The organism is Candidatus Methanoperedens sp. BLZ2, assembly GCF_002487355.1.
Taxonomy (GTDB): Archaea; Halobacteriota; Methanosarcinia; order Methanosarcinales; family Methanoperedenaceae; genus Methanoperedens.
Genome location: NZ_NTMG01000032.1, coordinates 15,327 through 39,468, shown reverse-complemented (window position 1 = coordinate 39,468; position 24,142 = coordinate 15,327). Strand labels below are relative to the sequence as shown.

26 protein-coding genes and 1 tRNA gene are annotated in these 24,142 nt (G+C 40.8%); 10 read left to right on the top strand and 17 right to left on the bottom strand.

Translation table 11 applies throughout. From position 1 onward, the window contains the following. Nucleotides 1–191: 191 nt before the first annotated feature. On the top strand, nucleotides 192–2,678 hold the full coding sequence (locus tag CL181_RS05390) for a cation-transporting P-type ATPase (protein WP_217993093.1): 2,487 nt from the start codon (nucleotides 192–194) through the stop codon (nucleotides 2,676–2,678). On the opposite strand, the gene CL181_RS05385 is transcribed toward CL181_RS05390, so the two are convergent. The 7 genes from CL181_RS05385 to CL181_RS05355 form a co-directional block, all read right to left on the bottom strand. After that, nucleotides 2,602–3,198: a cytochrome b/b6 domain-containing protein gene (locus CL181_RS05385; RefSeq protein ID WP_176505074.1), complete on the bottom strand. Its 597-nt coding sequence runs from the start codon at nucleotides 3,196–3,198 to the stop codon at nucleotides 2,602–2,604. The genes CL181_RS05390 and CL181_RS05385 overlap by 77 nt on opposite strands. After that, nucleotides 3,195–3,827 (bottom strand): molybdopterin-dependent oxidoreductase, encoded by a 633-nt coding sequence (locus tag CL181_RS05380; RefSeq protein WP_176505073.1) that lies wholly within the window; start codon nucleotides 3,825–3,827, stop codon nucleotides 3,195–3,197. The genes CL181_RS05385 and CL181_RS05380 overlap by 4 nt, the downstream gene beginning before the upstream one ends. Before the next feature lie 68 nt (nucleotides 3,828–3,895). After that, the gene (locus tag CL181_RS05375; protein ID WP_141398804.1) at nucleotides 3,896–4,579 is read right to left on the bottom strand and encodes a M50 family metallopeptidase; all 684 of its coding nucleotides are present in this window, start codon (nucleotides 4,577–4,579) and stop codon (nucleotides 3,896–3,898) included. Between the two features lie 156 nt (nucleotides 4,580–4,735). Beyond that, a complete protein-coding gene (gene trmY / locus CL181_RS05370) occupies nucleotides 4,736–5,287 on the bottom strand; it encodes a tRNA (pseudouridine(54)-N(1))-methyltransferase TrmY (RefSeq protein ID WP_176505072.1) in 552 nt (183 codons plus the stop codon). A 4-nt stretch (nucleotides 5,288–5,291) separates the two neighbouring features. Further along, nucleotides 5,292–5,714 (bottom strand): nickel-responsive transcriptional regulator NikR, encoded by a 423-nt coding sequence (nikR, locus tag CL181_RS05365; RefSeq protein ID WP_097298214.1) that lies wholly within the window; start codon nucleotides 5,712–5,714, stop codon nucleotides 5,292–5,294. A gap of 198 nt (nucleotides 5,715–5,912) precedes the next feature. Next, nucleotides 5,913–6,092: a hypothetical protein gene (locus tag CL181_RS05360; protein ID WP_097298213.1), complete on the bottom strand. Its 180-nt coding sequence runs from the start codon at nucleotides 6,090–6,092 to the stop codon at nucleotides 5,913–5,915. Between the two features lie 85 nt (nucleotides 6,093–6,177). Then, nucleotides 6,178–7,614, bottom strand: a complete 1,437-nt coding sequence (locus CL181_RS05355; RefSeq protein ID WP_217993092.1) for an aspartate ammonia-lyase — start codon at nucleotides 7,612–7,614, stop codon at nucleotides 6,178–6,180. 125 nt (nucleotides 7,615–7,739) lie between these two features. On the opposite strand from CL181_RS05355, the gene CL181_RS05350 reads away from it, so the two are divergent. From CL181_RS05350 to uvrA, 7 genes are all read left to right on the top strand, one after another. Continuing rightward, the gene (locus CL181_RS05350) at nucleotides 7,740–8,054 is read left to right on the top strand and encodes a winged helix-turn-helix domain-containing protein (RefSeq protein ID WP_097298212.1); all 315 of its coding nucleotides are present in this window, start codon (nucleotides 7,740–7,742) and stop codon (nucleotides 8,052–8,054) included. 192 nt (nucleotides 8,055–8,246) lie between these two features. Continuing rightward, a complete protein-coding gene (tnpC, locus tag CL181_RS05345; protein WP_097298211.1) occupies nucleotides 8,247–9,614 on the top strand; it encodes an IS66 family transposase in 1,368 nt (455 codons plus the stop codon). 42 nt (nucleotides 9,615–9,656) lie between these two features. Then, a complete protein-coding gene (locus tag CL181_RS05340; RefSeq protein ID WP_097298210.1) occupies nucleotides 9,657–10,517 on the top strand; it encodes a methanogenesis marker 8 protein in 861 nt (286 codons plus the stop codon). Nucleotides 10,518–10,536: 19 nt separating this feature from the next. Beyond that, on the top strand, nucleotides 10,537–11,394 hold the full coding sequence (locus CL181_RS05335; RefSeq protein ID WP_097298209.1) for a methanogenesis marker 8 protein: 858 nt from the start codon (nucleotides 10,537–10,539) through the stop codon (nucleotides 11,392–11,394). A 270-nt stretch (nucleotides 11,395–11,664) separates the two neighbouring features. Continuing rightward, on the top strand, nucleotides 11,665–12,264 hold the full coding sequence (locus tag CL181_RS05330) for an ATP-dependent Clp protease proteolytic subunit (protein WP_097298208.1): 600 nt from the start codon (nucleotides 11,665–11,667) through the stop codon (nucleotides 12,262–12,264). Between the two features lie 15 nt (nucleotides 12,265–12,279). Continuing rightward, entirely contained in the window at nucleotides 12,280–13,587 is a 1,308-nt protein-coding gene (locus tag CL181_RS05325) for an APC family permease (RefSeq protein WP_097298207.1), read from the top strand. A 59-nt stretch (nucleotides 13,588–13,646) separates the two neighbouring features. Continuing rightward, nucleotides 13,647–16,469: an excinuclease ABC subunit UvrA gene (uvrA, locus tag CL181_RS05320; protein WP_097298206.1), complete on the top strand. Its 2,823-nt coding sequence runs from the start codon at nucleotides 13,647–13,649 to the stop codon at nucleotides 16,467–16,469. Between the two features lie 198 nt (nucleotides 16,470–16,667). Here uvrA and CL181_RS05315 read toward each other — a convergent pair whose 3' ends face one another. The 3 genes from CL181_RS05315 to CL181_RS05305 form a co-directional block, all read right to left on the bottom strand. Next, nucleotides 16,668–17,897 (bottom strand): Fic family protein, encoded by a 1,230-nt coding sequence (locus CL181_RS05315; RefSeq protein ID WP_097298205.1) that lies wholly within the window; start codon nucleotides 17,895–17,897, stop codon nucleotides 16,668–16,670. 188 nt (nucleotides 17,898–18,085) lie between these two features. Next, nucleotides 18,086–18,358, bottom strand: coding sequence for a type II toxin-antitoxin system RelE/ParE family toxin (locus tag CL181_RS05310; RefSeq protein WP_097298204.1), 273 nt, complete (start codon nucleotides 18,356–18,358; stop codon nucleotides 18,086–18,088). A 6-nt stretch (nucleotides 18,359–18,364) separates the two neighbouring features. Next, nucleotides 18,365–18,604: a hypothetical protein gene (locus CL181_RS05305; protein WP_097298203.1), complete on the bottom strand. Its 240-nt coding sequence runs from the start codon at nucleotides 18,602–18,604 to the stop codon at nucleotides 18,365–18,367. A gap of 274 nt (nucleotides 18,605–18,878) precedes the next feature. Between CL181_RS05305 and CL181_RS05300 the strand changes: the two genes are divergently transcribed. Next, nucleotides 18,879–19,307 (top strand): hypothetical protein, encoded by a 429-nt coding sequence (locus CL181_RS05300; RefSeq protein WP_097298202.1) that lies wholly within the window; start codon nucleotides 18,879–18,881, stop codon nucleotides 19,305–19,307. Between the two features lie 167 nt (nucleotides 19,308–19,474). Here CL181_RS05300 and CL181_RS19700 read toward each other — a convergent pair whose 3' ends face one another. The 4 genes from CL181_RS19700 to argF all read right to left on the bottom strand — a co-directional run bounded on the left by CL181_RS19700 (nucleotide 19,475) and on the right by argF (nucleotide 21,512). Then, nucleotides 19,475–19,684, bottom strand: a complete 210-nt coding sequence (locus CL181_RS19700; RefSeq protein ID WP_141398803.1) for a hypothetical protein — start codon at nucleotides 19,682–19,684, stop codon at nucleotides 19,475–19,477. 667 nt (nucleotides 19,685–20,351) lie between these two features. Then, on the bottom strand, nucleotides 20,352–20,495 hold the full coding sequence (locus CL181_RS20135; protein WP_176505070.1) for a hypothetical protein: 144 nt from the start codon (nucleotides 20,493–20,495) through the stop codon (nucleotides 20,352–20,354). A 14-nt stretch (nucleotides 20,496–20,509) separates the two neighbouring features. After that, a tRNA-Leu gene (locus tag CL181_RS05285) sits at nucleotides 20,510–20,594 on the bottom strand. Nucleotides 20,595–20,603: 9 nt separating this feature from the next. Continuing rightward, complete coding sequence (gene argF, locus CL181_RS05280) at nucleotides 20,604–21,512, bottom strand: ornithine carbamoyltransferase (protein WP_097298199.1); 909 nt, start codon at nucleotides 21,510–21,512, stop codon at nucleotides 20,604–20,606. Nucleotides 21,513–21,598: 86 nt separating this feature from the next. On the opposite strand from argF, the gene purQ reads away from it, so the two are divergent. Beyond that, nucleotides 21,599–22,384 (top strand): phosphoribosylformylglycinamidine synthase I, encoded by a 786-nt coding sequence (gene purQ / locus CL181_RS05275; RefSeq protein WP_097298198.1) that lies wholly within the window; start codon nucleotides 21,599–21,601, stop codon nucleotides 22,382–22,384. A gap of 6 nt (nucleotides 22,385–22,390) precedes the next feature. Here purQ and CL181_RS21470 read toward each other — a convergent pair whose 3' ends face one another. The 3 genes from CL181_RS21470 to dapB form a co-directional block, all read right to left on the bottom strand. Continuing rightward, complete coding sequence (locus CL181_RS21470) at nucleotides 22,391–22,630, bottom strand: DUF3795 domain-containing protein (protein ID WP_097298197.1); 240 nt, start codon at nucleotides 22,628–22,630, stop codon at nucleotides 22,391–22,393. Nucleotides 22,631–23,069: 439 nt separating this feature from the next. Beyond that, complete coding sequence (locus tag CL181_RS05265; RefSeq protein WP_097298196.1) at nucleotides 23,070–23,315, bottom strand: sulfurtransferase TusA family protein; 246 nt, start codon at nucleotides 23,313–23,315, stop codon at nucleotides 23,070–23,072. A gap of 32 nt (nucleotides 23,316–23,347) precedes the next feature. Continuing rightward, nucleotides 23,348–24,142 carry a 4-hydroxy-tetrahydrodipicolinate reductase gene (gene dapB, locus CL181_RS05260; RefSeq protein ID WP_097298195.1) on the bottom strand — a complete coding sequence of 265 codons (795 nt, stop codon included), beginning with the start codon at nucleotides 24,140–24,142 and terminating at the stop codon, nucleotides 23,348–23,350.

Below are 24,142 nucleotides of genomic sequence, written 5' to 3'. Positions count from 1 at the left end.
CAAGTCTGATAAAAAGATTTTGTGAATTTGGGAATAAATTTCACACAGATTCAACCTTTACTTAACGAAGTATATGACTGGTCCGTTGAAAATCTTAAAAGTGGTATGTTGCATGATGGAAATGTGCGGAATATAGGGTAAATTTGAAGTAAAAGAAAATATTTTTAACCGGAAGGGATGTTTTATAGATAATGGATCTGAAGAATAACAATGGGCTCAGTTCCAGCGAAGCTCAAGAAAAACTTTTAAAGTCAGGCCCGAACCGGATTTTCAAAGCAACCGAGATCAGTTTCTTTGGCATTGCCAGGCATGAAGTAACGGAGCCTATGATCCTTCTTTTATTAGTCGTTGGCTTTTTCTACAGCATATGGGGAAAACTCGAAGATGCTATTACCATCTTTATAGTGATCATTTTGTTGGTTTTTGCAGAAGTCTATAATGAATTCAGGGCAAAAAAAGCAATTGCTTCTTTAGAAAAAATTGCTGCACCCAGAACAAGGGTGTTAAGGGACGGAAAAATAACGGAGATCGACTCGGAAAATGTTGTTCCGGACGATATGTTAATTCTTACTTCAGGAACTAAAGTCGCTGCTGATGCAAAAGTTAATACATCAATCGGCATGAAATTCGATGAATCTGCCTTGACCGGCGAATCGTTTCCCCGGGACAAAGAGATCGGAGACGAGATTTATGCAGGTACAATAGTGCTTTCCGGCGAAGGATCGGCTGTTGTTTTTGCAACAGGTAAGAATACAAGGCTTGGTAAAATTGCAACTGCTTCCAAAATAATCAAACCACCAAAGACCCGGCTGCAGCTGGCGATGAAATCACTTACGGGTAAATTGGTCTTCGTGGCTTTATTTTTTTCAATTATTATTCCGCTTCTTGGAATACTGAGAGGACAGGATTTAAAAACCATGATCTTGACAGGTCTTTCCCTTTCTTTTGCCACTATTCCTGAAGAGCTTCCGATTATAATTACGATGGTTCTGGGGCTCGGAGCTTATACTCTTTCTAAAAATAATTTTTTAGTTAAGAGGATCAAAGCTGCTGAAACATTAGGCAATGCAACTGTGATTGTTACTGATAAAACAGGAACTATAACGGAAAATAAAATGAAAATCGCCGGGTTTTATCCTGCAGATAAAGGAAAAGAAATCCTGGAAATTGCCCTGGCTTCACTGACTGAATACTCTTTATCTCCTCTTGACCATGAGATTAGAAATAAAGCCAGGGAATTGAAAATAGATGGGGCGCCACTAAAACTAAAAGTTGTCAGGCAGAGAAATTTTGGAGACGGCAGGAAAACAAAAGCAGTTATAAGAGAGAATTCAGGCCATGAATTGATCTTAAGCGGTGCGCCGGAGGAGATATTCGGAGTTTGCTCTAACACAAGTGATGATATAAAAGCTGCATTAGATAGTGAAACTGAAAAAGGCAGAAGAGTAATCGCCATTGCTTATAAAAAACTGGAACCCCGGGAAAAGAGCCTTGATTTTAATGATATCGAAAAGGAAATGAATTTTGCAGGACTTATAAGCTTTGAAGACCCGCCCAGGGAAGGAGTCAAAGAAACCATCGCTTTGTCAATGATGGCTGGAATCAGGACAATTATGGTAACAGGAGACCATCCGCAAACGGCCGGTTTCATTGCACGGGAAGTTGGTATCTCAACCACCAGTAAAGTATTGACAGGCATTGAGCTGGATAAGATAACTGACGATGAATTACAGAATACTGTGAAAGAGTTCTCTGTTTTTGCCAGGGCTTCGCCTGAACATAAATACAGGATCGTGAAAGCCCTGCAAAAAAACGGTGAAGTAGTAGCTGTAACAGGTGATGGGATTAACGATGCACTGGCTTTAAAAGGTGCTGATATCGGCATCGCAATGGGGATCAGGGGAACAGATGTGGCCAGGGAAGCAGCTGAAGTTGTTTTAGCAGATGACAACTATAATACCATTGCCCAGGGTATTTTTGAGGGCAGGAAATTTTTTGATAATCTTCAAAAAGGTATCAAATATTATCTATCGGTGAAGGTGGCTTTAGTATTGATTTTCCTTGTGCCTGTTCTTTTGGGAACACCAATGCCTTTTGCTCCTATCCAGATAATCCTCCTGGAATTATTTATGGATCTGGCAGCATCTGCGGGTTTTGTTGCGGAGGCGAAAGAAAAAAATATTTATTCCAGGCCGCCTCGAAACCCCAGAGAAAACATATTCAATAATCAGGTAATTAAGGACTTTTTGACCAGGGGAATAGTGCTTTTTGCGGCAGTTATTTCTGTGTATTTTTATGCACAAAGCCAGAATTTAAATCTCAGGGAGACACAAACCTATGCTTTTTCAGCATGGATTTTTGGTCATATCTTTCTTGCTTATATTTCCCGTTCAGATAAAGAATCCATTTTTTCCCTTGGAATATTTGCTAATAAGATTATTAACCTGTGGGCAGTAGCAGCAATCAGCTTTCTGATTCTTGGGATTTATATCCCGTTCTTAAATGACAGATTTAATCTTGTTGCGATCAACTTTATTCAGCTGATTCTTATTGCCCTGGTGATGTTATTCATTATAGGTTTACTGGAGATCAAGAAAATATTCAGCCCCGTCTCTCTTTCAAAAACCAGTTCGGATAATGCTCCTTTGCCCATGCGGCATCAATTTTTCCGTAAATAATGCATTTCAACGATTCGCTGTAATACACAGCTAAAGTGATGTGCCCTGCGAGAAGCAATATGGACAATATCGCAAGGGAATCATGAATAATGAAATTCAATTCAACAAAACTACGACTGAACATTGATTTCATCCAGACAATGAAACCTGTCAAAGAAAAGCCAATAATAAGAAGCAGGACAAACAGGAAATTCGCTTTCTGTCCCGCATTGAACTTTCCTGGAACATCGGTTTTATTCATTTTAAATAATTCAATAAACCAGTGCAGATCATCCCTCCTCCATTCCATAAGTTCTTTAATATCATTTCGTGTGGATATACTTGCGCGAAGATATATTATAAGAGGCAATAAAATAAAAGGAAGGGATGCATACAGGTGAACCATTTTTATAAAAGGGTCGCCAAGAAGGGATTTTGGGGTGAAAAATAAAGCAATGCCTGTTATCAGGAGCCAGAAAAAAAACAGTGCATGAGACCAGTGCAATAATCTTGAAGAAATATCGAATCGCAATATTTTCAAGGATAAGACACTCCATCTATCCTGTAACCAAATCTTTCCCAGTAACCTATTTCCTGTATTCCTGTAAGTGTGATCCTGTTCACCCATTTTACGTTCTTATATCCGAACATCCTTGGCATCACAAGACGCAATGGCAAGCCCTGCTCTTCAGGCAATGGCTCATCATTCATTAAATAAGCAAGCATGACCTCAGGTTCAAGACTTTCTTTTACGGAGAGGCTGTCACTGTATAAGCCGCTTGCGGAATGGAATGTAGCAAAAGCAGCTTCGGATTTAAGTCCGGCTTTATCAAATAGCACTTTTAATCGCACTCCTTTCCATTTCACATTTTCCACAGACCAGCCTTCAACGCAATGAAAATCAGAAATTTGTTCCTCGCTTTCAAGCCTGAGAAGTTCATCATAACGTATAGTGAACGGAATATTTACAAGCCCCTCTATTGTGAGTTTCCAGGTATCAGGGTCAAAAGCAGGGTTCTGTTCGATGCTTCGTATCCTGAATCTATTAATTGTTTTTATCCCGATTTGTTTAAGGTAGGCAAGGCCTGCTATTACTGCTGCGAAAAGAATTCCCAGCAGTATCAAAAACCTTCTGCGGCTAACAGGATTTTGTCCTTTTTCCTGGTTCATATACTCCCAATAAATCTTGGTTGATAATGGGTATATAGTTATCTGCCTTTTATCGCCAATAAAGATCATCATGATTTTACAACCGCAATCAACTCCAGCATCCCAATAATGACTGCCACGGCCAGTAATGGAATTATCGCTATAGAAAGAGATGCACTTAACGATGAGAATATTATATCCAGATATTGAATTTTGATCCCGAAGTAATTCAATGCATAGAATGCCGTAACAATTATGATCAGACCTGGAAGCATGCTCAGGATATCGGTTCTACTGGGTGCTGCGCCTGCTCCCAGGGTTAGCGCAAAGTAAAGGAAAAGATATGTTTTCCAGCTTAAGTAATCCAGACCTGTTATAAAAGAATGAGTTCCATCGAGTAAAAATTTTATTTCGGTAAGGATGTCAAAAGAGCCTGAATGGAGATCAAAATGAACTCCAAAATAGCTGCTTATAAGCAGTAATATTACCGGACATCCGATCAATGGGGCAATCGATATGGCAACATTGCCGATGATGGGTATCTTTGGAGCAGTATATTCTACATGTCCCAATGTGTCCCCTGATGGGATGACGCTGAATTCTGTGATACGTGAGCCCATGAGCAAAGCGGCTAATGCGTGACTGGTCTCATGAGCGATCGTTCCGGGAAGCATAAGAAGAATGTACAGAATTTTCGATATTGACGATAGGGAGCGATGTAAGTATCCTGAAATCAAATAAAGCACAATTGCCTGTAATGGAATGGTATACATATTTATTCAAGTTAGCGATACTTGAATATATGAATAGCGAAGATATAACATACAATGCCAATAATATTCAGTGGCAAAGACCTGATGTATCTTGACAGGGAGCAAGACAATCAATTAAGTTTTATAAGACAGACTATAAGAGCAATTTTGATACTCTTAAAAAGATTCTCTCCTGTCAAGAATATAGTTAATAATGGAAATGCACGCACAAGCAAGATACGCTTTTTCCCCGATCGAGACTTTTTTACCATACCTCAGCACGAATTCTTCATCCTTCCTGGGTAATCCCACCTGGTCGCCAAGGACAAAAACAGGGTCGCTTCCAAGGTCAATGGTATTTATGCTTTCTCCGGATTCTTCAAGCACAAATATGTTCTGTTTCTCTTTAACAAGGTGCTGAAGACTATTTTTCTGAACTGTTATCCCCGGATGTTCCCTTCCTGAAAGGACTTTTCGCATTATATCTTCCCATGTTTTTTCATCAGTCCTGGCATCCCTGAGTGTTTCTCCTTCAACCATGAGTTCAAGCGGTGGGTTCGGAGGTCCTCCCAGCAATGCATGGAATGTAACATCTCTTCTAATCCCATGTGATCGAAAAAGCGACATCAATATGGACTGGTAAACGACATCAAGTCTTCCGGCTTCTCTCAGGTTGGAAAATCTTGAATCTGTTCGTCCGGTTCTTGAATATAAAATAAATTCGCGCATAGCTTTAGATCTCTTCATCCGGGATAATGGTTGTCAACTTGACATGCTTAACGCCGCGAAGCGTCATTATCTTTTCAGTAACTGCCTTAACGTCCTTTCCTTCTCCCCGTACCATCAACACTTCCATGCACATATCATGATTTATATGCATGTGGATCGAGGAGCGGATTATATCTGTGAATTCATGCTCTATGTCAAGCAAGGAATTAACAAGACCGCGCTGGTTATGGTCGTACACAAGCGAGATGGTTCCCACCCTTTCGCCTTCTACTTCGCTCATCCAGGCATAATAACGAATATAACCCCTGATAGCGTCCCTTATTCCTTCTGATCTTGAAGAATAACCTCTTTTAGTGATTATCTCATCAAATCTCTCAAGTAAATTCTCGGGAAGAGAAACGCCTATTCTTGCTAAATCCTGTTCCATGTATCCTGACTCCTAAATTCAAATATAATTTAAGAGTTGATATATCTTTTCATTATTAACATTAACCCCACTTATTCAAATATTAAAACTCAAAACAAAAGGAAAAGAGATAACGATCAATTATATTTTATACGATGTTACCACTCTTTAAACCATAATCGGGATGCAAACTCAAATCCTAAAAAGCTTGTGATATATCTATAAACTTCCTGGTTTGGTCTTATCCCCGACAAGTCTCTGTATATCGGATAATGATATGTGATATTCTTTAGATACAACTCTCTCGGCTTTAATGAGAGCTTTGTGTTTTGTTATGCCGCTTTTCATTAATTTAATTCTTCTCTTTGAAACGGCGGATAATACTTCGAATATATCCATTAGTCTAGCCTCCTTAAAATAATATTATAACTCTAAATATTTATAGTTATTTGAAATCAACAATGATTATAATCTATTAAATCCTTCAAATCATGTCCTTTTTCCCATGGGATCTAATCTCATTGATGATCCTTTTATCCACTATCCGGGGTTCTGTCATCTTCATAGCATCAAGGATCTCGTCCAGATATTTCCGCGGGATAATATCGTTCTCAATGAGTACCTGTTTAAGGGATTTATTTTCCAAAAGCGCTGTTTTAACCAATTGAGCAACTTTATCATAACCGATATATGAATTCAATACTGTCGCAAGTGCATGACTATTTTCAATGAGTTCATTGCATCTTTTCTCATCCACTATCAATCCTGATATGCAATCTTCACGGAACATCTTCATTGTATTCGCCAGGAGCCCGGTACTCCATAAAAGATCAAATGCGATAAGCGGTGTCATCACATTAAGCTCAAGCTGGCCTGCTTCTGCTGCCATTGCAACAGCATGATCGTTGCCTGCGACCTGGAAACACACCATGTTCACAGCTTCAGCTATTGAGGGATTGATCTTGCCAGGCATTATGGAAGAGCCGGGTTCAACTTCGGGAAGGATAATTTCTGAAATTCCGGCTCTGGGTCCGGAATTAAGAAGGCGCAGATCATTTGATATCTTATTTAATTCAATAGCAAGTATCCTCAGGGCATTGGAAACTTCCACAAAAGCGGTCATGCTCCATGATAACATGATACTGTTGCCTGCATGGAATTCAAAACCCGTAAGATTATTCAATTCCGAAATAGCCCTGTTCTTGAAATTCGGATGTGTATTTATACCAGTCCCGATAGCAGTGCCGCCAATACTTAGCTCAAGCATGCTCTTTTCAGAGGTTCCAAGTCGTTCCAGGCATTTTTCAAGTGATGCCGCATATCCGCTAAACACCTGGCCATACCTTATCGGTACGGCATCCTCAAGATGAGTCCTGCCAACTTTGATCACATGGTCGTATTCCTTTGCTTTTAAATTAAATATCCTAATTAATTCTTCCAGTTCCCTTTTCATGGGCAAAAGTGAAAGAAGAACACTTAATCTTATTGTGGTCGGAATAACATCATTTGATGATTGCGCCATGTTCACATGATTATTCGGATGGACTTTCGAGTATTCTCCAGGATTACCGCCAAGTTTCAATATCGCAATATTTGCAATAACCTCGTTCATATTCATATTAAAAGGAGTGCCAGCGCCTGCCTGGAACACATCAAGAATGAACTGGTCCCTGTATTTTCCTTCGATGATCTCATCTGCTGCCTGGATTATCACATCCCCGATGGTTTCATTTAACATGTCAAGCTTGATGTTGGTTTTTGCACATGCTTTCTTGATGATGGCAAGTGCTTTTATAAAATCAGGACTGGCTTTTATGCCGCTTATCCTGAAATTCTTTGAAGCGCGTGTTGTAAATGCGCCATATAAAACATTTCCCGGGACTTCGATTTCCCCGATACTATCTTTCTCTATCCTGCTCATGTTGACTCCTTCGCGTTGCACCACATATTATTGTTCGCCATATATTATTTGTTCGTTTAAAATCTTATTGGATTCTCCAAAAAACACACAATCTTTATTGTGTGGCAGCAATAATATAAAATGGCATGTTAAATTTTGTTAAGGCCAGGACAGAGATAATTGCCAAGGAAGACTGGCGCATAAAGAGATTCAAAAATTTAACTATGTCTGCAAAGTTTGTTTTCAAAATCCTGGATTATAATGGGCTATTAACTCAGAAAGAAATTGCAGATGAAAGTGGTCTTCCAAACAGAACTGTGAGATATGCCCTGAATATACTGGATAAAGAAGGACTTATAGAAAAACGCATACATAGAGACGCACGCCAGACTTTATATGGGCTAAAAAATCACACAAGCACAGCGGACGAGGTGGCTAACTTTTCATGCATTCCTTTATAGTCGATAAATCAATGTGCATCACCGCAGTAAGGCAATGGTTGCCGCATGTTTTGCTTCTGTTACCTATTTAACAACCATTATACTCTGATATTACAACAGTAAATAAGGCGTATTTGTATAGCTAACTTTTGCAAATAACTTTTTTGCCTTATTGCAAAATTCTATGTACTTCATAGCGAAATATATTCTACTATGTGGGCGGCCATGTTTCAGGTGAAATCGATCTGTCAAGATTGTCCAATTCAACAAAGTTATCAAGAACTATTGAAAAGGATTGAGTATCTTGAGCGAACCAATAAGGAGCAAGCAGCCAAAATTTCCGAACTTGAATCGGAAATTAGAAAATATAAGAATCCACATACACCCCCATCAGCACAGCGGTTCAAAAAGAACCCTCCCAAACAAATCACATCCAACAAAAAAGGAGCACCTTTTGGGCATAAAGGAGCCACTCGTCAAACTCCAGAACCTGATGAGATCATCGATATCAAAGCAGATTTTTGTGAGAGTTGTAATAGCTATGATCTGGAAATAGAAAATGTGGAATCGACAACAATTGAAGATATACCACCTCCTCCAAAAATCAAAGTAACGCAATATAATGTTCACTTCTATAAATGCCGAAAATGCGGACACAGGTTCACCGCGAAAGACAATAATTACACTTATCCTGAAGAAGGACGGTTTGGCATCAACCTATTGATATATGTTGCAATGCTGAAATTCAGTCTTCGTGGTGTAATCCGCAGAATCGGAGATTTTGCTGCTGCAGCAATCTCTTTTATCATCAGTCCAAAAGGATTACTGGATATGCTTTATCGTGTAGCTGAAGCATGCAAAGCGGAATATCTTAGAATTCTTGGCCGAATCAGAACAGTCGAATTTGTATATGTTGATGAGACCGGTATGAGAGTCGAAGCAGCAAACCAATGGCTCTGGATTTTTAGATCTAATGATGAAATATTAGTGGTAATAAGACCATCCAGAGGCAGCGATGTTCTGAAAGAGATCCTTGGAGAAAACACAGACATTGCAACTATTAACGATGGATGGAGTGCCTATAATATAATCGCTCAACTTCAACGGTGTTGGTCTCATCTATTAAGAGAGGTCGATGACTTTATTGATAAACCAGGCGGTAGAGAACTGTCTGGAATTGTGCACCGAAAGTTTAACAGACTAAAGCTATTCTTGGATAAAGATCCACCTATGGAGGAGAGGATGCTGAAAAAGCAGATATTTGACCATGAAATGGAAAAATTGTTGAAAAAGTTCACTAACTTTAAAGATTTGAAAAAGCCACTTACATATATTAAAAATGGATTGGGTAGCTGGTATACCTGTGTGCTTTTTCCAGGAATGGAACCAACCAATAATCTTGGTGAGCAGGCTATGAGAGAACATGTACTTATGCGAAAGATCATCGGCATGTTCAGATCAAAAAAAGGTGCAGAAAACTATCAGTACATTGCATCTATGTTTGCCACTTGGAGACTACAAGGAAAGGATATTTTCCAAGAATTAGGTACTTTACTCAAAAAGGAATTATGCGTTAGGTGAGCTATACAAATACAATAAGGCTTCATAAGCCGAGGTGATTTTATGAAAGACAGGCACATAATGGAAGCGTTGGGAAAAACCCGCGTGGTGGTAGAAAATGGAAAGATAGTCGAGGTAGGAGAGCCTATGACTGAATACTGCCCTATCTGGTATAAGGTAACAGGAGTAAAGAAATTTACACCTCAGATTGTAAAGGAAAACATCGGCCTTAGAATGAAAGAGTTCGGTATGTTCACAGCCGACAGAGCAATTGAAATGGAGACCTTCGTTGGATTTGGTGCAAGCGAGACATTTATGACTGCCCTTAAAAAGGGATTGCTCGATGTTTGTGTAACAGCATGTGATGGTGCAGGCACTGTAATTACCGGTAATCCAAAACTGGTACAGGGGATAGGCGCAAAAATTTCAGGATTGGTAGAAACCTCTCCAATACCGAAACTTATAGAAAGAATCGGGCAGGCTGGCGGAATTGTGCTCGATAAGGACACCGCTGCTATAGATCAACCAGAAGGTGTGAAAAGGGCAATTGATGCCGGATATAAAAAAATAGGGGTCTCGGTTACAAATATTAAAGAGTTAAAGAGGATACGCATGCTTGAGAAATCGAACGGCGTAGATGTGATCGCCTTTGGCGTGCATACAACAGCTATGCCAGAAGACGAGGCAAAGGAGTTTATCGGGCTTATTGATATGACCACAAGCTGTACATCAAAATGGATAAGAGGACAAATAGAGGGTAACACCATAGCACAGTTCGGCAATGGTATACCTATATTCGCAATTACGCAACGGAGTAAAGAACTGCTTCTGGAAAGAGCAAAGGATGTAAGCGACTCGATTCTTGTGAATACAGCGAAGCTGCCTGAACTGCCAGACGAGAGGCAACCAAAGCCATTAGTTTAAAATTAAGGTGCTTTAAAGCATGAATAAACATGTTGTAGAAGCAATGGGAAGAACCCGCATCACCATAGAGGACGGGAGAGTGGTTGATGTCGGCAATCCCCTGACCAGATATTGCCCTATCTGGGACAGAGTAAAAGGTATAAAAAAAATCACTTCCCGGATTGCAAAGGAAAATATTGAATACAGGATACGGGAATTTGGCATGTTTACTTCCAGCAGGAGAATTAATATGGATGTCTTTGTTGGCTTTGGGGCCTCTGAGACCTTCATGACTGCTCTGGACGCGGAATTGATAGATTCCTGTGTCATTAATTGCGATGGGGCAGGTACTGTCATAACCAGCAACCCCATTTTAGTGCAGGGGATAGGCGCCTTGATGCCGGGATTATTGGAGACGAGTCCTATTCCAATACTTATCAAAAGAATAGAATGTGCAGGCGGAATCGTATTGGACCGGATCACTGCAAAGCTGGATTCTGTGGCAGGAGTTGAAAAAGCAATTGAACTCGGTTATAAAAAAATTGGTGTACCCGTGTCTTCTGTAGAAGTAGCAAAAGCATGCAGACAGCTTGAACCAAAACACGGTGTTGACATTATTACTTTTGGTGTGCATTTAACAGGTATAGGAAAAGAAGAAGCTAGAGAGCTTACCCGTCTTGTTGATATTACTACAGGTTGTATGTCCAAATATATCAGAAATGGTGTGGCAGGAAAGGCAGTTGCACAGTTCGGAGTATCTATACCTATCTTTGCCTTAACAAAACGTGGTAAGAGGTTATTATTGGAAAGGGCAAAAGAAATCGACTCCCAAATTCTTGTAAACACAACAGAGTTACCAGTTTTACCGTGTGATATGCAACCAAAACCGCTGGTATGAAGGATTTCATCTAATCAGAAACATGTTTAAAAATCTCTGCGCTCTAAGCGCCGATTTTATTTGTGGTTTAACTTTTCGGACAGATTCTAAGTCCCCGCCGTTTTCCCACGTTATAAACATTTATTTAGTATCAAGAGAAATATCATATTTACGTTTCATCTCTGGATCTATCAGATGATTTGCAGGGGTTAAATTGGCATACTGTAAGAATATCAATTCCTGGCCGGATTCAGTTCGAAAATGGTTCAGACATAAAAGAGGGACGGGATAATGACAAATTCACACGTATTCAATGTATCCGAACAAACACCACATGGTCCTCGACAGATGGATTTATATTCTCATCTATTGGATAAACAAATAATTTTTCTCAATGGTGATATCGATGTGGACATGGCTGAAAGTATTATTGCGCAGCTTCTTTATCTGGAAGACAAAGATTTCGAAGGTGACATCCGTATTTATATAAATAGCCCCGGAGGTGTGATCAGTGCAGGTCTTGCTATCTACGATACCATGCAGTGTATGAAGTGCAATGTTGCAACTATCTGTATCGGTGAAGCTGCATCGATGGCAGCGATTTTGCTGGCAGCAGGTACAAAAGGGAGGAGAATGGCATTTCCTAACGCACGAGTGATGATACACCAGCCTCTTGGCAGCATGCATGGACAGGCAACTGAGATAGATATCCAGGCAAAAGAACTGGACAGGGTCAAGAAAGTTCTGGATAACATCCTGGTCTATCATACAGGGCAACCCATAGAAGTCATTGAGAATGATACGAACCGGGACTTTTTCCTTACAGCAGAAAAGTCAGTGGAATATGGTATAGTAGATAGAATAATAAGGGCTGGAGAAGGAGTGTTATAAAAATCGGGAGAATAGATGCCTCAATTGAAAAGAAGTCTGGGGTTGTTAGGGGCCACGAACGTAAGTATCGGTGCAATAATTGGCGCAGGAATCTTTGTCCTGAGCGGTGTTGCCTCCGGGATCGCAGGACCTGCTGTCATACTTTCATTCATGATTGCAGGAGCTACTGCATTTCTTACAGCATTGAGTTCTGCCGAGCTGTCCTCATTCATTACCGAAGCCGGAGGTTCCTACATTTATGCAGATAAGGCGTTCGGAAAATTCTGGGGATTCCTGGTTGGCTGGACTAAATCATTCGACTATATAGTGGGAGCAAGCGCAGTTAGCATAGGATTCGCAACATACTTTACATATTTTATTGGAATCCCGGCCATGCAAAATGTAATAATAATTGTCGGGGCAGCACTGCCTTTGCTCTTCATGCTGTTAAACCTTAAAGGAACAAAGGAAGCTTCAAGCGCAAACAATTTACTGGTGATACTGAAGGTTACAGCACTTGTACTTTTCATAATTGTAGGAGGATTTTTCATATTTTCAAGCGGGGATTATTCCAATTATCATCCGTTTTTTCCCAGGGGTTTTGCAGGAATGCTCTCAGGCGCTGCAATAATTTTCTTTGCGTTCATAGGCTTCAATACGGTCACTGTGCTTTCTGAAGAAATAAAGAACCCTGAAAAGACAGTACCAAGGGCAATAATGCTCGCATTCGGAGTAAGCACTTTGCTTTATATCGGTGTTTCGGCGGTTGAGGTCGGACTGTTGAACTGGAAGATCATAGGCACTTCGAGCGCACCGCTGGAAGTATCAATGAGGGTAGCAACAAATAATTTTTTCCTGCTGAAATTCATCTCTATTTCCGCGCTGTTTGCAACAGCATCCGTGGTTATGGCCTCCATACTCGGTGGTTCAAGGGCCCTTTTTGCAATGGCAAGACAGCATGTAATCCCGCTTTCACTTGCAAGAGTTTCAAAAAATGGTGTTCCTTTCTTCACGGTTCTGATCACCGGAGTTGTAATTGCATTAATTGTTATTGTTACCCGGGGCAATCTGGAATGGCTTGCTTCGGTCTTTAACTTCGGAACACTGCTGACTTTCTTTTTCATCAATCTAAGTGCGGTGCGGCTAAGGCAAAAAATGCCTTATGCAGACCGTACATTCAAGATACCATTATACCCTGTTCCGCCAGTACTCGGATTATTGTTCTGCTTTATCCTTGCTCTTTATTTGAACCTCAATGCTATTATGTTTGCAGGAGCATGGATTGCGATTGGCATGATGGCATATTATTACAACAAAAAAAGAAAGAAGACAGGATACGAATAGCTATAAGTACCATTACATAATTCTTTAGCTTTTCAAAACAATATAAAACCACTCTCTTTATGTCAACAGATAAAATCATAATAAAAGGCGCACGCGTCCACAATCTTAAGAATATAGACCTGGAACTTCCCAGGAACAAACTAATAGTCATAACCGGACTTTCGGGTTCGGGAAAATCCTCCCTTGCTTTTGATACATTGTATGCGGAAGGCCAGCGCAGGTACGTTGAATCGCTGTCGGCGTATGCCCGCCAGTTCCTGGGACAGATGGATAAACCTGATGTGGAATATATTGAAGGATTATCTCCCGCAATATCTATAGAACAAAAATCCACAAGCAAGAATCCCCGTTCAACTGTAGGAACAGTTACGGAAATTTATGATTACCTGCGTCTCCTGTATGCCCGCATAGGAAAACAGCACTGCCCGAATTGCGGGAGCGAGATAACACCGCAGACCGTAGAACAGATCGTGGGCAGACTGATGCTGCTTCCTGAAAATACAAAGCTTCATATACTTGCTCCTATTGCAAGGCAAAGGAAAGGAGAATATAAGCAGATATTTGAGGAGCTCTCAAAATCCGGGTACAGCAGGGTTCGTGTTGATGGCAAAATGCTTGAACTGATTGAAGAGATCACGCTTAACAAACAGCAAAAACACGATATCGATGTCATAGTAGACCGCCTGGTAGTAAAAAAAGGTATTGAAGAAAGGCTTGCGGATTCCGTTGCCACGGCCCTGCGTGAGGGAAATGGCATTGCTGTGGCGCAAGTTCTTGATGGCAAAGAGTTTCTTTTCAGCGAGCATGCAGCATGCATAAAATGCGGGATAAGTTTTGAGCCTCTTGAACCCAACATGTTCTCATTCAACAGCCCGCGCGGGGCTTGTCCGACTTGCCAGGGACTTGGGAACACGATGGAATTTGATCCTGACCTTATAATTCCCGACAAAACCAGATCGATCAGTGAAGGCGCCATAGAACCATGGGGATATGAACATGGGTATTATCGCCAGATGCTGCAATCTGTTGCAAAACACTATGATTTTTCACTGGATACACCGTTTTCGGAGCTTAAGCCTGAACACCAGCAGATAATTTTGCATGGGAGCCTTGAAGCGATACTTTTTAAGTATGTGCCCAGGGACAGGGACGGCCTCTGGGAACACAGGAGCGTTTTTGAGGGGATAATTCCACACCTTAATAGAAAATACAGGGAATCTCAATCAGAGGAAGCGCGGGAGAAAATCCAGCAATACATGAGCATCAAGCCCTGTACGGTATGTAATGGCGAAAGATTAAAACCATCAAGTCTTGCAGTCACGATCGCCGACAGGTCGATCATTGCGACTACACGCCTGTCCGTGAAAAAAGCTCTTGAGTTCCTTGAGGAAATTAGTTTTTCAGAAAAAGAAATGATCATATCAAAGCCCATCATGAAAGAGCTGAGGGCTCGCCTGGGATTCTTAATGGATGTTGGTCTTGATTACCTTACCCTTGACAGGGCGGCGGGCACGCTTTCCGGAGGAGAAAGCCAGAGGATCCGGCTTGCCACACAAATCGGTTCAAGCCTTGTAGGCGTTCTTTATATTCTTGATGAACCCAGTATCGGCCTTCATCAGCGCGATAACGGGAGGCTTATAAATATGCTCACCAGGCTTCGAGATCTTGGAAATACGGTGATAGTTGTAGAACACGATGAAGAGATGATACGAAGCGCCGATTTTATAGTTGATATGGGGCCCGGGGCTGGAGTTCATGGCGGTGAAGTCGTGAAGACTGGAGGCCTTGATGATATAATCAATTGTGAAAATTGCCTCACTGGTGACTACCTCAGCCACCGAAAATCGATTGCAGTGCCTGATCACCGAAGAAAACCAAAAGGCAAAATTACAATAGTCGGAGCAGGAGAGAATAACCTGAAACAGATAGATGTAAACATCCCTCTTGGGGTCATGACATGCGTAACAGGCGTTTCAGGGTCGGGAAAGAGCACTCTTGTTAATGATATTCTTTACAAGGCGCTTGCGCAAAAGTTCTATCATGCAAAGGAAAAGCCAGGGAAGCACAGGGGAATAATCGGGCTTGATAATATCGATAAGATCATAATAATCGACCAGTCGCCAATCGGAAGGACGCCGCGCTCAAATCCTGCTACATATACAGGACTTTTTACACCGATAAGGGATATTTTCGCAAAACTCCCATCAGCGAAAGCGCGGGGTTACCAGCCCGGGCGCTTTAGTTTCAACCTTAAGGGAGGACGATGCGAAGCATGCAGCGGGGACGGGATTATCACAATAGAAATGCATTTTCTCCCGGACGTGTATGTGCCATGTGAAGTTTGCCACGGAAAACGCTTCAACAGCGAGACACTTGAAATTACATACAAAGGAAAGAATATTGCACAGGTACTGGATATGACCGTGGAGGAAGCCCTGGCGTTCTTTGAGAACATTCCAAAAATAAAACGGCAGCTTCAGACGCTTTTTGATGTCGGGCTCGGATATATAAGGCTGGGACAGCCCGCAACCACGCTTTCAGGCGGGGAAGCACAGCGCATCAAACTTTCCACGGAACTGAGTAAACGAAGCACGGGAAGGACTCTTTATATACTGGATGAGCCCACGACAGGGCTTCATTTTGCGGATATACAGAAACTCATCGATATGCTTTCCCGGCTCGTGGATGCTGGTAACAGCGTAGTGGTGATCGAGCACAATCTTGATGTCATAAAAGTCGCAGACCATATAATTGACCTTGGGCCCGAAGGCGGGGATAACGGGGGCCGGATCATTGCAGAAGGAACGCCTGAGAAGGTAGCAAGGATCGAGGGATCATATACGGGGTATTATTTGAAGAAGGTGTTGAAGGGCACTCAATAATCATCCGTATTGTACACTCCCATCATTTATTTCATTCATTGCTTACCCTCATGCGGTCAGTGCTGAATATCAGTACTGCGGTTTCCGAGGCCGGATTATCGCTATGTATATATTTTCCATTGTACCATTCGTGACTTGTATTCGGTTTGATGGATATTTCCCTTACATTTGTGACCTCGTCATAATTATCCTGCGTTCTTATTGCTTTCCAGGAAGTATTTTTCTGTGTTCATCTATTATAAATCTGACAAAATCACTTATATCCGACTCCCTGCCTTTCTCAAGATAGTTGAAATACTCATATTTCCTTTCAGGGTTAAAAGCAAAGATAGGAAATCCGCTCTTTAGCAGTATGAAAGAATGAATAAGTCGTGCCGCCCTGCCGTTACCGTCTTTGAATGGATGGATCGAAACAAAAAGGAAGTGGAATATCGAACCAAGTATGAGGGGATGAATGTGGTTTTTGTTTAGATCATAAAAACTCACCAGGGATTTCATCAAGTATTCGATCATTTTATTTGTGGATGGCAATTTCAATTTGGAACCCACGATTCTTTTTGTTGGCGAAGCGAAGAACATCCCTGCTTCTTTTATCAATCCACGCATCAGTATTTGATGAGTGTTTTTAATAAGGTCAATATTCAAGTCCGTATCTTTATACACTTCTATTATAAGATCCAGGGCATCCTTTGTGTTTTTAATTTCGATTATTTCCTTTGGCGTAAGGTTTGTGGGAAGGTCATTTATAATTCGTTCAACATCTTCATTGGACGCCGTGTTCCCTTCTGTAACTGTTGAAGAGTAAATGTGAAGTTTTATAAGTTTATCCATAATTTCTCTTGATCCTGAAATATCTCTATTGGCATCCATATTGGAGATAGAATCTTTGCATTTGCATTCCATATTCGGAACTGGCAGACCTTTCATTGTCAGGTACCACAGGGTTACATCGTTTACAAGGAACTCAAAAACCATTGGTTTTTGACGGATTATGTGAATGAACCTGGAATCGATAAGATTCCGTACATGCTTCCTGAGTGTTTTTGTGGATATGTTTGAAGTTTGTAGAAGATTCTCATGGGATATATTATCAGATTTCAGGATATTTAAGATCAGAGCTTCTGTTGACGGAGTCAGTATCTTGTTGTAGTCCAAACCTTCTTTTCTACACCAGAGAAGAAATGAGATGTGATTGATAAGTGAATCGTTTTCCAGGTTCAAAGAGTATTCATAACCTCTTGCAGCCGACAGGGGTATTTTCAATACAAAATCACTATCTATCAATTCCCGCAAATGCCTGTACAATATCTGGGTGTTCAGGTCTTCAAACAGGATGTTTCCCCGGAGAATATTTTCAAGATCATTGAATGTGATCGGGCCGTTGAAATGCAGGTAAATCAGTAGATCATATTTGCCGGGTGTGGGCATATGTGGTAATAATGATATACTTATATATAAATACAACAGAGTCTAGTTTACTAAAAATCTCTTTTTTCTATTGATAAGTAATAATTGTTATAGAACACGCATTTACATGATACAATCGTTCTAAGAGCGGATTTATTGGGACAGGCTGGCGGCCGTCGCACACTGGTATTGCTTTTTGCGAAAAATCCTCACAATCTCTTAATTCTTTTTGCCATTTCTTTATAAACTTTTTTGCGCTTATCCACAATGATAAGCCATATTGTTTCCCCTTTGATCGCATAAACAAGTCTTAAACCACTGAACCTTATCCGGAAACATCCAGCAGATCCAGTTAACGGTTTGAATCTATTGGGATTTTCTTTTATTCTTAAAATCAGCCCTCTGAGATGTTCCTTATCGGTCTTGCTCAGTTTCTTTATGTCTTTCTCAATAAGCGGATGTGCTTTTAATAACCATGCCATGAGTCATCATTTGAGAAGTTCAAAAATCTTTTCTTCATCCAGTCCTTCTATCTTTCCACTCTCAATGTCACTGACCCTCAAAGAAACCTGCTTCATAAACTCAGGATCTGTTACTGTTTCCAGTTCATCCAGCTTATCTTCTATTTCAGAAATCAGTTTTACCATTAAATTTCTATCTATCAAGACAAGATCATTTCCCACAGCTTGAGGTATGGTGTGCTTACTTATGCCAGTTACTTCGTTCATATTTTCCAATAATTGTTTTATTAAGCTTAAGTAGATTTCTAAACCCGGGCAGATTTTTGATGACGGGTTTTTTGCGTATAGATCCGGAAATCCTTTTTTTGGCGGGCTGGCGGCTGTCGCGCGCTAGGCATGCCAACTGGAAAGGGTAACAAGCTTCTTGGGAGCATGAGTGGTGTTTTTAGCGGGATGGAACCGTGAAAGGATTTATGACCAGTTTTTCTAAGCATGCTGTTTTTTATATCCGGGAGGCGTTTGTGATACAGGTGAATGCAAAATGCCGCAGATTACTTTAAGAATTGAGCAGGAATTATACGATAGTATTGAAGAAAAGAAGGGGGATAAAGATAGAAGTACTTTCCTACGGGATGTCATAATAGCTTATTTTGCATCCCAAAAAAATGAGGTTGTATCCCAGGAGAAAACGGTTGACTCACAGGAGAGTGCAAATGCATCCCAGGAAATTACAAACGTAACCCAACTGCATTATGAAAATGAATATTTAAAGAAAAAGCTGGAAGATCTGACTGCATTACATGAGAATGCATTTACATTACACAGCCAGGAAAAACAGGATCTGAGCAATAAGTTAGATCGTGCCATGCAGCTTGTAAGCCAGGAACAAAGTATTAATATGTCGATGCAAAAACAACTCATGCCGACGCCTCAAGAGATCACAAAAAAGTCATGGTGGCAGTTTTGGTGATGCTCAGAATCTATGCGGCAGCGCAAACAAAAACCTTTATGGACAGAATTGTAATGTAAAAAAAGATGCCCACTTAAACAAGGGGGCACACTCTATACGAATCTTTTACAGCTTTTCCACTTATTGTGTGGTATCTGTTGATGTATTTGTTGGTATAACCATTGGCATCATGTTGATGCTGGTGTAACACCTGGTGTCGCTGTTGATACTGGTGTAACTCCAAAACCCGTTGATGTTGATGTAACCCCTGGAGTCATTGTTGATATTGGTGTAACCCCCAGCGTCATTGTTGGTGCTGGTGTAACCTCTAACGTCATCGCTGGTGTTGGTGTAACCTCTGGCGTCATTGTTGGTGCTGGTGTAACCTCTAACGTCATCGCTGGTGTTGGTGTAACCTCTGGCGTCATTGTTGGTGCTGGTGTAACCCCCGGCGTCGTCCCTGGTATTGTTGTTGGTCCGGTACACCCACTCAGTAGTACCGCTAATGTTAAGAGTCCGATAACCCATTTCTTTTCCATATTAAACCTCCCAATATTTTAAATTAAATATATTCTCTGAATTGATTATTCCAGAGCCATTTTCTTAAAATGTATTACTTTAATATCTAAATGGCGATAGTTTTTGAGTTTTTTAAGTTTTAATTTAATTATAGTCAAAAAATGTTATATTTTCTTATGAAAATTGGCTCAACAGATTTTCATTCTTATGTGCCCATGCCGGAGGGTCTTTGGTGTTTTATTATAGAATTGTAATGTAATAAATGGGGATTTATGCGCCGAGATCTTCCAGGCAAGATAATTGACTTCCGGAGGAGTGTAGATGCATCCCAGGAGAATGCAAATGCATCTCAACTGCATTACGAAAATTAATATCTAAAGAAAAAGCGGGAAGATCTGACTGCATTACATAAGAATGCAGTTGCATTACACAACCAGGAAAAAAAAGGATCTGAGTAATAAAGTAGATCGTTCCATGCAGCTTGTGAGCCAGGAACAAAGTATTTAGCATGCAAAAACTGTTTTTCTGTTCTTTCCAGAGCTGTTTTCAAACTTTTGATAAATTTTTAAATAGCTCTGCATAAAAATCAAAGAACAGGCGCAGTTCGATTCCATTAACACAGATGTCTATACCATTGGATTCCATGTCAAATTTTAGCCTTTTCAGGAAGAAATGACTTGTTTTCTTCATAAAAAAATTAATTATGCGGGGGATGGGATTTGAACCCACGAACTCCTGCGAGATTAGCCCCTGAAGCTAACGCCTTTGACCGGACTGGGCGACCCCCGCAATAGGGTCTTATGACAGCAATTTCAGGAGCAATGCCTTCTGGACATGCAGCCTGTTCTCGGCCTGGTCAAATACAGCCGAGTTTGGCCCGTCAACAACTTCTGCTGTGATTTCCTCGCCCCTGTGGGCAGGAAGACAGTGAAGCACCATCACATCATGCTTGGCTTGTTCTAAAAGCTTGCTATTGATCTGGTAGGGTGCAAAGTCGTGTAACCTCTGGTCATATTCTTCCTCATCACCCATTGATACCCATACATCGGTTGAGAGGATATCAGCTTTCTTTGCTGCTTTCATTGGGTCATTAATGATATTTATTGTTCCTCCCAGAGCCCTCGCTTTCGCGAGGATTTCGGCATTCGGCTCATACCCTTGCGGGCATGCTGCGGTCATTTTCATGCCCGTGAGCGCACATGCAAGCATAGCAGAATTGCATACGTTATTTCCATCTCCGATCCATACAAAATTCAAACCCTTGAATTTTCCTTTGTATTCCCGGATAGTAAGAAGATCAGCAAGGAGCTGGCAGGGATGTTCAAGATCAGAAAGACCGTTTATTACAGGTACAGTACCATTTTCTGAAAGTTCGACAAGCGTTTCGTGCTTATACACCCGCGCCATGATCGCATGGACATAACGGGACATCACACGGGCCGTATCAGCTACAGATTCCCCGCGCCCGAGCTGCATATCTTTATAATTAAGATATATCGCATGCCCGCCAAGGTCAGTCATCGCCACTTCAAAGGATAACCTTGTGCGGGTTGAGGATTTCTCAAAAAGCATGGCAAGGGTTTTATTCTTGAGTATATCAAACGTTTTTCCGCGTGCCCTTTTCTCTTTCAGGTCAGAAGCAGTATCAAGTAAATAGATAATATCTGCATACGATAAGTCGGAAATAGATAATAGATGAGATGACAAAACCAGGACACTCCTTTTGTAGTTTATTATTCCAGACTTCTAGATGTAGATACTTATTTAAATTTCTTTTCCATAGTGACATTACAATGACCCCGAAAGTTCTTGTCCTCACTGGCTATGGCATAAATTGCGATATGGAAACCCAGCATGCATTCAAACTTGCAGGCGCCGAAGCCAAACGTGTTCATATCAACGACCTGATCAATGGAAAGGAAAGGCTCGAAGATTATCATATCCTTGCTTTCCCGGGAGGCTTCTCATTCGGGGATGACATAGCATCCGGTAAAGTACTTGCGAATATGATCAAATATAATATTGGAGAGCAAATACAGGAATTCATTGATACGGGAAAATTGATAATTGGTATCTGCAATGGTTTCCAGGCCATGGTGAAAATGGGTTTGCTGCCCGGGTTCAATGGCGATTATGCTACACAGGAAGTTACACTTACTTTTAATGATTCGGGGAGATTCGAGGACAGATGGGTACATCTTAAGGCAAACGAAAGATCAAAATGCGTATTTATGAAAGGGATTGACAGGATATATCTTCCCGTGCGCCACGGCGAGGGGAAGTTCATAGCAAAAAACCCACAGGTGTTTGCAGAATTAAGAAAAGGGAATCATATTGTTCTCCAATATACGGATACACAGGGAAATTCTGCCGGATATCCCCATAATCCAAATGGCTCGATAGATAATATTGCAGCAATATGCGATGAAACAGGCCGCATTTTCGGGATGATGCCGCATCCTGAGGCGTTCCAGCACAGGACTAACCATCCCAGATGGACGCGGGAGGAATTGCCTGAGGAAGGGGCTGGAATAGCCATATTTCGAAATGCAGTTGAGTATGTGAAAGATAATTTGTAAAGAGATTTATTGTAAGTTCAACTTAGTTAAAGGGAATACAGGACAATATGCCTTGGAAAGACCGCGCATCAAATTGCACGGGTAATCATTACATTTCAAACAGTGTTCAATATTTTTATTCTCAGCGCAATTGAAAATGATGCATGAATGTTTTGATATGTTTTCTATTTCACAGCCAGAGCATCCATTATTGAAGTTCTTGCATAATCCGCATGCGATACCACATTTTCCTATTGTAACCACCATTCTTTTCACAAACCATTTTCAAATATAATAGTATATTTTAATAAATCACAATCTCTTGATTACAGTCTTTTACCATAAATATGCCTTAAGTTCATGTTTTTTATAAAAAGTAGAAAAAAGTACTGATTAGTTTTCTATTGTTTATTAATAGCCATTTTGAGAAAATCATCTCAGTAATGCCACGTTTTTGATAATCGCTAACAGATTCCCTCATCAGAGCAATAGTAGAATCACTATATTAAAAAAATTTTACATGAACAAAAAATAAAAAAACCCAAAAAATCAAGGAATATTATGATACCTAAAATAGTGATAGCAAAATTTGCTAAGTTTTAAGCCTAAAGGAACTACAATTAATCATCTGAGAGGTTTTTCTATCCTCATTATTATTCTGACATTAATGGCATTCTTTTTGATTCAAAAAAAGAAATGGTAATAATTAACCTTTTTGTATTAGAAAATGGAACTGTTCGCCTTCCTTGAATAGTTTTATCAACTTATGTCCTGCCCTTTTTGCCCATCGCGGGATATCCTGAACAGCAGCAGGGTCTCCGGTAACCATCTCCAGGACTTCACCCGGCATTAATTTTTCCATTTCAGTGGTTGTATTAAAAATCGGTATTGGGCAATAGAGTCCAACACAATCTACAAGTAATTTTGGTTTGATATTCTCATCTTCAGTCATTGTGATCAACTATTTGTGATCATCTATTATATTTATTTGATCCCCAGAACATCCGCCATTTCATATATGCCCGGTTGTGCTTTTGAGACCCAGAGTGCAGCTGTCACAGCCCCTTTTGCGAATGCCTGCCTGCTATGCGCCTGGTGCTTTATCTCGATTCGCTCGCCGTCACCCGCAAAAAGCACTGTATGGTCTCCCGCGATATCCCCGCCGCGTACTGCATGGATGCCTATCTCTTTATGCCTGGGAGCAATCCCGTGTCTCCCATATACCAGCTCTTTTTTGCCAAGCGTATTTGAAATAACCTCAGCAGCCTTTAAGGCAGTACCGCTGGGGGCATCCTTTTTCTGGTTGTGGTGGGCTTCTATTATTTCAATATCATAATCCTCAAGCCGCTTTGCAGCTTCTGCAAGCAAGCCCCAGAAAACATTAACACCTATCGAAAAATTTGGTGTGATGACTGCGCTGATATTATTTTCGGATATTGCATTATCCATTTCGGCTCTTTGCTCTTTTGTGAAACCTGTCGTACCCACAATCAGATTGACCTTATTCCTCGCGCAGGCAGTTACATTTTTCACAGCGGCCAGGGCTATCGTGAAATCAATAAGAACATCAGGTTTTGACTTTTTCAGGACATTTTCAATATCATTTGCATCCGTTACAGGGATGTCCAGCTTTCCTGTCCTCATGACCTCGCCTATATCCCTGCCTATATTTGTGACATCAATGGCGGATACAAGCTTCATCTCTTTTGATTTCAGGACATTTTCAATAATAAGGCCGCCCATTTTTCCGCAGGCACCTGTTACGGCTATTTTTATCAT

Bases quoted from the DNA above. Each gene is read 5' to 3' on its own strand.
- CL181_RS05390 (WP_217993093.1), top strand. From the start codon at position 192: ATGGATCTGAAGAATAACAATGGGCTCAGTTCCAGCGAAGCTCAAGAA.
- CL181_RS05380 (WP_176505073.1), bottom strand. From the start codon at position 3,827: ATGAACCAGGAAAAAGGACAAAATCCTGTTAGCCGCAGAAGGTTTTTG.
- CL181_RS05375 (WP_141398804.1), bottom strand. From the start codon at position 4,579: ATGTATACCATTCCATTACAGGCAATTGTGCTTTATTTGATTTCAGGA.
- trmY (WP_176505072.1), bottom strand. From the start codon at position 5,287: ATGCGCGAATTTATTTTATATTCAAGAACCGGACGAACAGATTCAAGA.
- nikR (WP_097298214.1), bottom strand. From the start codon at position 5,714: ATGGAACAGGATTTAGCAAGAATAGGCGTTTCTCTTCCCGAGAATTTA.
- CL181_RS05360 (WP_097298213.1), bottom strand. From the start codon at position 6,092: ATGGATATATTCGAAGTATTATCCGCCGTTTCAAAGAGAAGAATTAAA.
- CL181_RS05355 (WP_217993092.1), bottom strand. From the start codon at position 7,614: ATGAGCAGGATAGAGAAAGATAGTATCGGGGAAATCGAAGTCCCGGGA.
- CL181_RS05350 (WP_097298212.1), top strand. From the start codon at position 7,740: ATGTTAAATTTTGTTAAGGCCAGGACAGAGATAATTGCCAAGGAAGAC.
- tnpC (WP_097298211.1), top strand. From the start codon at position 8,247: ATGTGGGCGGCCATGTTTCAGGTGAAATCGATCTGTCAAGATTGTCCA.
- CL181_RS05340 (WP_097298210.1), top strand. From the start codon at position 9,657: ATGAAAGACAGGCACATAATGGAAGCGTTGGGAAAAACCCGCGTGGTG.
- CL181_RS05335 (WP_097298209.1), top strand. From the start codon at position 10,537: ATGAATAAACATGTTGTAGAAGCAATGGGAAGAACCCGCATCACCATA.
- CL181_RS05330 (WP_097298208.1), top strand. From the start codon at position 11,665: ATGACAAATTCACACGTATTCAATGTATCCGAACAAACACCACATGGT.
- CL181_RS05325 (WP_097298207.1), top strand. From the start codon at position 12,280: ATGCCTCAATTGAAAAGAAGTCTGGGGTTGTTAGGGGCCACGAACGTA.
- uvrA (WP_097298206.1), top strand. From the start codon at position 13,647: ATGTCAACAGATAAAATCATAATAAAAGGCGCACGCGTCCACAATCTT.
- CL181_RS05315 (WP_097298205.1), bottom strand. From the start codon at position 17,897: ATGCCCACACCCGGCAAATATGATCTACTGATTTACCTGCATTTCAAC.
- CL181_RS05310 (WP_097298204.1), bottom strand. From the start codon at position 18,358: ATGGCATGGTTATTAAAAGCACATCCGCTTATTGAGAAAGACATAAAG.
- CL181_RS05305 (WP_097298203.1), bottom strand. From the start codon at position 18,604: ATGAACGAAGTAACTGGCATAAGTAAGCACACCATACCTCAAGCTGTG.
- CL181_RS05300 (WP_097298202.1), top strand. From the start codon at position 18,879: ATGCCGCAGATTACTTTAAGAATTGAGCAGGAATTATACGATAGTATT.
- CL181_RS19700 (WP_141398803.1), bottom strand. From the start codon at position 19,684: ATGACGTTAGAGGTTACACCAGCACCAACAATGACGCCAGAGGTTACA.
- CL181_RS20135 (WP_176505070.1), bottom strand. From the start codon at position 20,495: ATGAAGAAAACAAGTCATTTCTTCCTGAAAAGGCTAAAATTTGACATG.
- purQ (WP_097298198.1), top strand. From the start codon at position 21,599: ATGACCCCGAAAGTTCTTGTCCTCACTGGCTATGGCATAAATTGCGAT.
- CL181_RS21470 (WP_097298197.1), bottom strand. From the start codon at position 22,630: ATGGTGGTTACAATAGGAAAATGTGGTATCGCATGCGGATTATGCAAG.
- CL181_RS05265 (WP_097298196.1), bottom strand. From the start codon at position 23,315: ATGACTGAAGATGAGAATATCAAACCAAAATTACTTGTAGATTGTGTT.
- dapB (WP_097298195.1), bottom strand. From the start codon at position 24,142: ATGATAAAAATAGCCGTAACAGGTGCCTGCGGAAAAATGGGCGGCCTT.